This is a genomic window from Ectobacillus funiculus (assembly GCF_004138295.1).
GTDB classification, from domain to species: domain Bacteria; phylum Bacillota; class Bacilli; order Bacillales; family Bacillaceae_G; genus Ectobacillus; species Ectobacillus funiculus.
Genome location: NZ_SCFM01000096.1, coordinates 1 through 10470 on the forward strand (window position 1 = coordinate 1; position 10470 = coordinate 10470).

Genomic DNA, 10470 nt, shown 5'->3' on the forward strand with positions numbered 1-10470 from the left:
CATTTGCGTGTAGAAGGCTTTAAAGCAGTTGTAACAATGGACTCCCACGGCAATAGCCTTCATGCGGATGTGGATAAAACATCTTTAGAAAGATTGGCACAGTTTAAAGAACCTGTATTTAAATAAGGGGATGAAAACAAAGTGTACGATTATCCCATGCAGGGGAAGCTCTTTGCAGTTGTCTCTAATGGGATAGCCGTGCTCGGTCTTGGAGATATCGGGCCAAAAGCTGCTATATCGCGGACGGTGTGGTCCAGGTTACATTTTATATGTACTCAGGCTGTCCGCGATGCAAGATGGGGACTAGTCTATTGCTCTTTAAAGGCTGTGAATAAAGTGTATAGATACTTCATTAACATGAGGATTCTGGTACGAAAATAGCTTAGTGGGAGTATAGGAGTGAAGGGATATTGAAAAAAAGCTGGATTGTTCCATTAGTTTTCACAGTTATTCTAATAGCCATGATAAGCTTAGTAGCTCAGTTTCTTAAAGGAAACGATAAGCCTAAAGTTATAATTGTTTTAAAAAGACTAGATATAGAGTATTGGAAAGCTTTTGAGGCAGGAGCTAAAAAAGCGTTTCGTGATTTTGATATAGATGGTACAGTAACTGCTCCAGCTTCTATATACCCCATTACCAATCAAGCTAATCTATTAAAAAAAGTTCTAAAACAACATCCAGATGCACTAATTGTAGCTCCCACTCATATCCAGGTTGCCAATCCTGTATTGATGGAATACAAAAAACAACACATTCCCGTATTTCTTACAGCCACAGATGTTGAGTGGGAATACCAAGCCTCGTATATTGGAACGGATAACTTTACATTGGGTAAGACGGCGGGAGAATTATTAGGCTCTATGCTACAACCAGGGGATCAAGTAGCTATCCTTCTTGGGAAAATCGATGATCAAGCCATGATCGATCAAAAAAATGGTGCAAAGAAAATTTTAGAGGATGCCGGCATAACGGTTGTCGCAGAACCAGTAGGGTATGACAGGTTAGGGAATCCAAAACCGGTACTGGAAAATGTTTTGCAAGATTATCCAAATCTTAAAGGTGTAGTTGCTACTAGTGATAGACTAGCCCTAGAGGCGTTAAAAGCAGTAGAGGAAAAAGAGTTAAAGATCTCGATCGTCGGAACAGATGGCCTTACGGACATGGTAGAATCCGTTAAAACGGGAGAATTAAGTGCTACAGTAGCACATAATCCTTATGATATGGGCTATCTGAGTGTGGAACAAGCATATAAAGCAATTAAGGGGGACACCATTGGAAAGAGAGTTGATAGTGGTATTGAAATCATAACGCACGATAATGCGAAAGAGAGATTAGATTTTCTAAAAAAAATATTACATTGAAAATAAGCTTTTAACATTACTCTTAGTTAAAAAATAACCTCTAATCTTTGCTAAACGAAAGGTCAGAAGTTACTTTTTTACAGATTGTGGAGAAAGGCAATTTTTATAAAAAGAATTGTCCTAAATAGTAGAAGATTTATTTGTATATAAAAACCCCTTTTAGCCGTCTAAAGGGGCTTTTATATCCTATTTTTTCTCGTTGATAACGCATAAAACACCACTGAGAATTAAGATGGAGCCGAGCCAAAACATTATACTTTCCTACAGTATAAACAAGCAATGCTCTCCAGGACACTTAAATAGAGGGAGTTCAATTCCCTTGCTGTTCATGAATAATAGAACGCCATTTTAAATCACCACGATCTAAGCCGTGAATTAAAATTTCTGCTGTTCCCATGTTTGTTGCAAGTGGAATAGCATATACATCACAGAGACGAATTAAAGCTGAAATATCTGGTTCGTGGGGTTGCGCAGTTAGGGGGTCGCGAAAGAAAATAACCATATCCATTTTATTTTGCGCTATTAATGCTCCAATTTCTTGGTCACCACCTAGCGGACCTGATTGAAAACGATGAACCTCTAATCCTGTTCCCTCCATAATTTTTATCCCCGTAGTTCCTGTTGCATAAAGCTCATGGTTTACCAAAATGTGTTGGTAAGCGATTGTGAAATGAACCATATCATTTTTCTTTTTATCATGTGCAATCAATGCTATTTTCATCTTTTATTTCCCCTACCTGTTAAGTTATTTGGGCAGACTTCGCTTAGTTTTAGTAATTGTTGATAACGAGGCATTCTTATTTGTTAAGAAGGAATGGCAAACGTCATCTTTTGTGATAATATCATTTTCCTATCTCAATCCTAGAAAATTCCCACTAATTTTTGAGGATATGAGGAGAAGGGAAGGAATTCTTGGTTGAATTCGCTTTAGAGTAGAATGCCAAAAAGTTGATGACTAGGTCTATATCCATGTACTAACGCATGATGGTAGTGTAAGCAATGTCCGTCTATTACTCACACTACCATCATTTCTACCAAATTACTACGAAAATGTGGTCTATTCGATTGGTATTATTTACCTGATATCAAAACGATATCAGGCTGATCGTGCTTTCGCTTGAAGGGGCTTTGTGTCTTCACATTAACGCATATTGAGCTAATTATCTAGCGCTTTTTGCACTAGAACCCGCTGAAAGATAGATGCAGATAAAAGAGACATTGTGAAATCGGTTTATTAAAAGTTGAACGAATGGATTTGAACAAAAAGTAAGTTAAGCAGTATTGGGGTAGGGGCTTCAGGTCTGTTAATTTTAAAAATAATTCTATTAATGTAGTAGTTCATTTAGAAGGTCTTTTTGAAATGGAAAACATTGATCTGTAAGTGTAGAATCATACAAGCCATGGAAAATAAAGAAAATGCCACGGCTATATATATTGAACAGATTTCACAAAAAGGCAAAAAAACTTTTTAGCTAGGTGCGACATGTGAATTGTTATAATTTCAATCACCGTATTTAAATTTTTAATTAATAAAAAACATACAAAAATATAGAATTCTCCTTTTATGTACTAATTAAAAATTCTTTCAACCGGTATCCTCGATAATGAGTGCGTCGTTCATGAATGAGGTATCTTCTTCAAATGTTAAGAACAGAACAAATTTGGCTCCCGCCATAGGAGAGGGAGTTTGAATCCCATTTAGCAGTCCACGTGGAACTATTGAATTTATTTTTTGATGAAACTATACTTCAGGCATAAATTCGTTATATCGAATGTAGTTCGCATATGTGAATTATAAATATAAAGGAGTCATTGAAGCGGCTTTGAAGTTATCTAACCAACTGGGATATACTGCGAAAAGATTGTATGTTGTAACTAATTGAGATTCTAAAAAGAATCCATAACAAAATAGGGAGGTATTCCATTGACGAGAAAGCTAGAAAATTTAAAAACGATTTATGAAAGCGGTGTTGTGCTTATTATTCGCTCTGAAAGCGAAGAGGAAGCCTTGGTTGTTGCCGAAGCTGCCATTCAAGGCGGAATTAAAGCTTTAGAGATTACGATGAGCGTACCCAACGCTTTAAATGTAATTCAAACTCTAGCAAATCAATATAGTAACAAAGGGATTTTGGTTGGAGCTGGTACGGTATTGGACGGAGAGACGGCTAGGGCTGCTATTCTAGCTGGTGCGGAACTATTAGTCAGTCCGCAGCTTAATGCAGATATGATTAAGGTTGCCAACCGCTACCAAGCGATTACTATTAGCGGGGCTTTTACGCCAAAGGAAGTAATCGAGACTTTAGAGGCCGGAGCAGACATTGTGAAGCTATTCCCAGCTGAAGTGGTAGTCCCAAGTATGTAGCGTCGATTATGGCCCCAGTTCCACAAGCGCCTATTGTGCCGACAGGCGGCGTTACCCCATAGCTTACAACCAGTGCACTTCCAAGTTCGAACATAAACATCATGGCAAATAGTTGAATAACGCTTATTTTAGCTTTCTCCATCGCCTAGAGCCTTCACCTCTTACCGATTCTATCGTTTGATCCGTATCCTTGTATGGTTCATCTAATCATTTATCCTGCCCTACTTTCCTATTTTGAATACTTTTAGGAGATAAGGGATGTAAAATCTATACTTATATACGTCAAGTTGATATAATCCGTCTTCTTGGAGAGTGACCTGTTTTCTTAGCTTGATAGGCATGTATCAGAACCCCATACCTACTCTAACTATGTAAAGAAAACTCGTTGATTGGCGAGCCCTGCCTTTGGGCAAAGACAGAGGCGTGGCCCTACTTATACTGTATTCCTAAAATTTCCGACTACGTTGAATTGATTTCCAGCTGGAAATGTATACTTTCCTACAGTGGAACAAAAACAAACCGATTGATATATCAATCAGTTTGTTTTACCTACACATCTTCTCTTTTAGAAAGTCAATAAAAACAGATTTTGGTCTGCCTTTTAAATAGATAAAATCAATACTAATATTGATTTTCACTGGAGGTGCCATTTCAACTCGGATCAATTCTCCATTTTCTAATTCTTGTTTGACACAATGTTCAGGCAAGAAGCTAATGCCCATCCCTTGTATCACCAAATTTTTTGCTGTTTCCATATTATCTACTTCTAAAGATATAGTCGGACTGACATCATTACTTGAAAATAGCCGATGAATCATGAGCCAATCCATTGATCCATAATCAAAAAAGATAAGGGATTGTTTACTTACATGTTCTATTGTCACGTTTTCTTCTTTTAACAATATATGATTTCGAGGCACAAAAAGGCCAATAGGGTCATTATAAAGACGAATTGATTCTACTTGAGGATGTGTTTCTGTTCGTACGATGCCAAAGTCAACCTCTTTATTAATAACCTTCTGTAAGATGTCTTGTGAATGACCCGTTACAATTTTTATTTTAACATCCTTAAATTCAGATTTGAAATCAGGTAAAATTTCAGGAAGGATATTATTAGATATTGATAAGGCACTGCCAATTACCAAGTCATATGGGATTGCTGCTTGCTGCAACCCATACCTTGCTTCCTGATAAGCTTGCAAAATTTTTTGTGCATGTGGAAAAAAATACTCTCCTTTTTCAGTTAAGGAAATCTTATTACCATTTCGATGAAAAAGCTTTATATTAATTTCACGTTCAAGTGATTGGATACGTGCTGTTACAGAAGGTTGGGTTAAATAAAGAGCTTCGGCGGCTTTATTGAAACTACCAAGTTGACAAACATATATAAAAGCTTCAATATTTTCAATATTCATGTCTAAACGCTCCTTACTTTAACTCTCTATTATCATTTACTATAACATGTACACGTAGATCGTATGCATCAAAAATTGGTAAAGTGAGGGTGCGACAACTCTGCCGCATTCCCAACTTCTACATTACACACTTATTACTTCTTTTTCTGTTCCATTAGCTATTTTAATCACCATTTTAGCTACAATTTCTGTTGGATCAATAATGCAAATATTTTCGGATGATTTCAATACAAGAGGAACCTCTGTGCAACCTGCTATAATAGCCTCTGCTCCGCTCTCTTTCAATTTATCAGCAACCGTTGAAAGATATAAACATCCTGTTTCTAAATTTCCACCTTTAATGGCATATATTCCTTCCATCACTTTTTCTTGCATTTCTTTATCAGGCTCAATGACATCAATCTTGTAACTTTGACAACTGTTTTGGTAGAGCTGCGTCTTAATTGTCCCATCCGTCGCTAACAAACCTACTTTTCTAAAATTATTTTCTTGCACAAAGCGAGCCGTTTCTAAAGGCATATGCAAGATCGGAGTATTAACAGATCTTTTCGCTGCTTCATAGAAAAAATGAGCGGTATTACACGCAATAACAAGAAAATCTGCACCAGCGTTTTGCAATCGCTGCGCTGATTGGACAATGTATGGGGTCGGATCTATTCCTTTTCCCAAAATAGCCGTTGTCCGATCAGGTATTTGAGAATAGTTGTCTGCAATGATATGGATATGATCTTGATCCTTCATTGCAGGTGTATAAGAAATAATTTTATTCATTAAATCAACAGTTGCCAAAGGTCCCATGCCACCAATAATTCCAACCACTTTTTGCATTTTGTTCACCACTTTTAAACATATTTTGAAAGCCAAATCCTAATAAAGTTCCTAGTACTTCAGTAAAAGTGCTTTGACTGATTGATTTAATTATAAGTTCCTTTTTAAGGGATGAATTATAGAAAGAATCTATACAACAATAGAAACTATGTATTGATAACTAGTGTATAAGGGGATTTTGCTATCGAAGATTACGATCTAACAAGTGATAAACAGGTATAGATGCTGGTTGATAACTGGTATACGAGTAGAGAGCTTATCGGTATGCGTAACTAAAAAAGGAAAGTTCTTTCTTTTTTGTCGTTAAATTAAAGAGATAAACAAATGAATCCAATGGTATTCTAAAGGATTCCAGACGATTGATTGTCTTCAAAATATAGATTTGTAAAGGTTTTAAATATATTTATGTAATTTTTTAAAAGTTATTGACAATTAGTATGTTTGAGGATAAACTCATAAACAAGAAAGCACTTTCCTTTAGAAAACGGATACATTTTAAAGTGGATGATGATTTATACTTGGGATAATTTCTTAAGTGTTTGATATTAAAGGATTTATCGCAAGTGTATATTTCAGATCAATCTTCTTTTAGGGAAACTACTTTCTTTTTGTTAAAGTATGGGTGAATAGAAGAATAGTGAGCGAGATTGTGAAAGCGCTATAAAACCCGATGCTTACGAAATGGAATGATAAAGTAAAACAACACAGGCTTAACAATGAAAAATAATGAATCAGGAGGAAGCAAAATGAGTAGAGAGTATGGTCTATGTTTATGGTCTTTTGGAGACATTTCTGTTGAAGAAAAATGTAAGATAGCGAAAGAGATTGGGGTAGACGGTGTAGAAGTCCAAGGAGACCTCACACAAGATCCGAGGGAATTAGCAAATTTATTGTCCAAGTATGAGTTGAAGGTCTTATCTGTTACACCTGATAATGTGGATATTTCTAGTGCAAATGAAGATACAAGATTACAAGCAGTACAATACTTTTTAGATTTATTAAGCTGGGCGAGCGCTTTAGGTGCAAATAGAATCTGTTTACATGGAGATGTAGGTAAAACAGCTGGGTGTGGGGATCTTGCGAAGGATTGGCAGCTTCTTGTAGAGAGTTCGAAAACAGTGATGGAGAAAGCGGAGGCTCTATATATCGAAGTAGTATTCGAAGTGTTAAATCGCTATGAGAATCATCAGATTGTCACAGGTAAAGAGGCTTTAAGCCTAATCGATGCTGTAAATAGTCCGAATTTGCTTATTCTGTTAGATGCATATCATATGAATATAGAAGAAACGGATCCTATCGAGGCGTTAAGAAACGTAGGAAGTAAGTTAGGTGTGTATCATGTAGCTGATTCCAATCGCCAAGCCGTTGGAAATGGCCATTCAAATATAAAAGGCCAGATCGAGGCGTTACACGAAATAGGTTATACGGGTCCAATCATTATGGAGATGGTGGCTGAAGGACCAAATCCTTTTACAGCAGTGAAAGGAGAAGATTATCTTGAGGTTCTTACGAATTATTACAAAACTTCATTAGAAAAGCTAAAAGCATGGGATCATTCAAATGTAGAAGTGTAATAGGTCACGAAAAACGATGGGCAAAGTAATGTAAGGGGCGTGTGAAAAGATGATATGCCCCTTAAGCATCACTTAAAACCTAATAAAAAATTGTATTAGCTTAAAATAGCAACATAGTGATATTCCCTCTCACGTTTGTGGATTGCATAGTAATAGATTAGGGAGGATGTTTTGTAGGAGAATGATTCTTCTTAATAACGTTACCTTTCTATAACTAGATATCAGAAAATGAGATGTATTAGTTGCTAAGGGAAGAGAGAGGGAAGAGATGAAACCAACGATAACAATATATGATGTAGCAGAGAAAGCTGGTGTATCGATTTCAACAGTTTCCAAGGTATTGAATGAGACAGGGAGTATTGCGGAAAAAACGAGACAAAAGGTTAGGGAAACGATGAGAGATCTGAACTACCAGCCTAGTGTTGCAGCGTCTGTTAAAAAACGTATCCAAACGATCGGGCTTCTCATACCTAGTATTGCGAATCCGTTTATGGCAGAAGTGGCAAGAAGTATTGAGGATCATGTGAAAAAATTTGGCTTCAGTCTGATGGTTTGCAGTACAGATAATAATTTAGAAAATGAGATTGAGTATATTTCGATACTTAAGCAAAAGTATGTAGATGGTATTATCATTGCCACGGGACTTAAGAATCATAAGATAATAAGAGAGTTAATGAACGCTGAGCTTCCCGTCGTTTTACTTTCGCGGGATATACCCTCTCTTGCTATTGATACGGTATTAGTAGACGATTTTTTAGGAGGGTATGAGGCTACACAGTACTTAATGGATTTAGGGCACCGAAAAATCGCAATGGTTACTGAGAGTATGAATTTGTCGGTAGTTAGGGCGAGGGTTCAGGGATATAGACAGGCGCTTGAGGAAGCGGGATTAGAATATGATGAGAATTTGGTTCTTCTGAATAATAGTACATTTGACGCAGGGAAACACGCGACACAAGAACTTCTAGATGTATCTGAACCGCCGACAGCTATTTTTGCATCAACTGAGTTTTTGGCAATTGGAGCAGTCAAAAGTGCGCGGGAACTGGGGCTACATGTTCCTGAAGATCTTTCAATTGTTGGATTTGATGATACGATCCTGGCTACCGTCTGTGACCCGCCATTAACGACAATAGCGCAACCTATTCAGGAAATGGGTAAGAGAGTGGTCGAACTATTAGTTGACGGGATCGAAAGGCCGAAGGGGATTAAGCAGCGAATCGTTTTATCCCCAAAGCTAGTTGTTCGGGAATCCACCTCTCGTAATAAGATGGATAAGTAAGCTTGGTCTTATTACGGGAGAAACTCTTCCTAATGTTAAGGGACGTTGGATACGATGATACAGCTACTGCTAAGCCTTTTCGAGAGAAATGTAAGCGATGATATTTAGAAGACTTCATTAAAACTGCCAAGGGAAAAAACAGCTGTTGTTAGATATTCAAATGAGATTTCTGCTTGTCTGAAAGGGAGGTGGTGTTGAAGTAGTTATATACTATTTTGGTAGGATTTTAATGTAAGCGCTTCATAACAGGCATTAGATATTTATAAGGTATTTATAAGGGGGATTTATAATGGGAATTAAGAACAAATTGATGCTTCTGGTCTCTTTAATTGTTGTATTCGCTTCATTCATGACTGCTTGTTCTTCATCAAACTCTGCTTCAGGTTCTGATGGCGATAAGAAAAAAATTGTTATTGGTGCAGCTATGCCGCTATTTGATGATAAATTTATGTCTTATCTACAGGATTCTATGAAAAAGGTTGCAAAGGAGAAAGATGTTGAGCTAAAGATGGTCGACGCAAAAAATGACTCTAGTAAGCAGCTTGCTCAAGTAGAAACATTCATTACACAGGGGGTAGATGTTCTTCTAGTTGCTGCTCCAGATCCAAGTGCGATTCAACCGGTAGTCGATGCGGCAAAGGATGCGAATATCCCACTCGTTCTCGTGAATCGTATGCCAAGTGAAAAGCTCGTTAAGCAGGTTTACGCATATGTAGGCTCTGAGTCTATCCAAGCTGGAACAATGCAAATGGAAAAGGCTGCTGAAATGCTTGGTGGCAAAGGGAACGTTGCAATCATTCATGGTCAATTAGGTGATGAGGCAGAAATCTATCGAACAAAGGGCAACAAAAACGTAATTTCCAAAAACCCTGAAATGAAAGTTGTTCGTGAAGGAACAGCAAACTGGCAACGTGCTGAGGCTATGAAATTAACAGAAAACTGGATTCAATCTGGTCAGAAGTTTGATGCTATTGTAGCCAATAATGATGAAATGGCGCTTGGTGCAATGATGGCATTAGAAGCTGCTGGTAAATTAAATGATGTACTAGTTGCTGGTATTGATGGTACGCCAGATGCATTGGGGTACATTAAATCTGGAAAATTGAAAGCTTCCGCTTTCCAAAACCCAATGGAGCAAGGAAGTAAGGCAATCGAGACAGCTATTAAAGCTGCGAATGGCGAGAAATTAGGCAACAAATATGTATGGGTGCCATTTGAGGTCATTACAAAAGACAATGTTGACACGTATATTGCGAAATGGGAAGGTGCGGGAAATTAAATAACTCATACTTGATAAGGGGCTGCTCGTGTTGTTAAGTAAAACAGGAGTCCCTTATGCCTATTACGTTACTGGTTAGGGGGAGCATAGCGTGGATCAGGAATACATTCTAGAACTAAGTAACATCACAAAAGAATTTCCAGGTGTAAAAGCTTTGGATAATATCCAGCTGAAGGTACGAAAAGGAACAGTTCATGCTTTAATGGGTGAGAATGGCGCTGGGAAATCGACGCTTATGAAAATTATCTTCGGGGTGTATACACCAGACAAAGGCACCATTAAGTTTAAAGGGCAGGAAGTGCAAATTAATGGCCCTAAGGATGCCTTAAGCAAAGGGATTTCGATGATTCATCAGGAATTAAGCCCTGT

10 protein-coding genes are annotated in these 10470 nt (G+C 37.5%); 7 read left to right on the forward strand and 3 right to left on the reverse strand.

Going from position 1 to position 10470, the window contains the following annotated elements:
- A partial coding sequence (locus EP737_RS26130) for a fumarate hydratase C-terminal domain-containing protein (RefSeq protein ID WP_215628812.1) occupies window positions 1-126 on the forward strand: 126 nt, incomplete at its 5' end.
- 284 nt (window positions 127-410) lie between these two features.
- Complete coding sequence (locus tag EP737_RS24560; protein WP_129731959.1) at window positions 411-1361, forward strand: sugar ABC transporter substrate-binding protein; 951 nt, start codon at window positions 411-413, stop codon at window positions 1359-1361.
- Between the two features lie 310 nt (window positions 1362-1671).
- Here EP737_RS24560 and mgsA read toward each other — a convergent pair whose 3' ends face one another.
- Window positions 1672-2082 carry a methylglyoxal synthase gene (gene mgsA / locus EP737_RS24565; protein ID WP_129731961.1) on the reverse strand — a complete coding sequence of 137 codons (411 nt, stop codon included), beginning with the start codon at window positions 2080-2082 and terminating at the stop codon, window positions 1672-1674.
- Between the two features lie 1203 nt (window positions 2083-3285).
- On the opposite strand from mgsA, the gene EP737_RS24570 reads away from it, so the two are divergent.
- Window positions 3286-3723: a beta/alpha barrel domain-containing protein gene (locus EP737_RS24570; RefSeq protein WP_246040368.1), complete on the forward strand. Its 438-nt coding sequence runs from the start codon at window positions 3286-3288 to the stop codon at window positions 3721-3723.
- Between the two features lie 545 nt (window positions 3724-4268).
- On the opposite strand, the gene EP737_RS24575 is transcribed toward EP737_RS24570, so the two are convergent.
- Entirely contained in the window at window positions 4269-5138 is an 870-nt protein-coding gene (locus EP737_RS24575; RefSeq protein ID WP_129731963.1) for a LysR family transcriptional regulator, read from the reverse strand.
- A gap of 123 nt (window positions 5139-5261) precedes the next feature.
- Complete coding sequence (gene cuyB / locus EP737_RS24580; RefSeq protein ID WP_129731965.1) at window positions 5262-5966, reverse strand: cysteate racemase; 705 nt, start codon at window positions 5964-5966, stop codon at window positions 5262-5264.
- A gap of 746 nt (window positions 5967-6712) precedes the next feature.
- Here cuyB and EP737_RS24585 point away from each other — a divergent pair.
- From EP737_RS24585 to EP737_RS24600, 4 genes are all read left to right on the forward strand, one after another.
- Window positions 6713-7540, forward strand: coding sequence for a sugar phosphate isomerase/epimerase family protein (locus EP737_RS24585; protein WP_129731967.1), 828 nt, complete (start codon window positions 6713-6715; stop codon window positions 7538-7540).
- Between the two features lie 268 nt (window positions 7541-7808).
- Window positions 7809-8822 carry a LacI family DNA-binding transcriptional regulator gene (locus EP737_RS24590; RefSeq protein WP_129731968.1) on the forward strand — a complete coding sequence of 338 codons (1014 nt, stop codon included), beginning with the start codon at window positions 7809-7811 and terminating at the stop codon, window positions 8820-8822.
- A 289-nt stretch (window positions 8823-9111) separates the two neighbouring features.
- A complete protein-coding gene (locus EP737_RS24595; RefSeq protein WP_246040369.1) occupies window positions 9112-10101 on the forward strand; it encodes a sugar ABC transporter substrate-binding protein in 990 nt (329 codons plus the stop codon).
- A 91-nt stretch (window positions 10102-10192) separates the two neighbouring features.
- Window positions 10193-10470, forward strand: a 278-nt coding sequence (locus tag EP737_RS24600; RefSeq protein ID WP_165350924.1) for an ATP-binding cassette domain-containing protein, incomplete at its 3' end; no start/stop codon positions are given.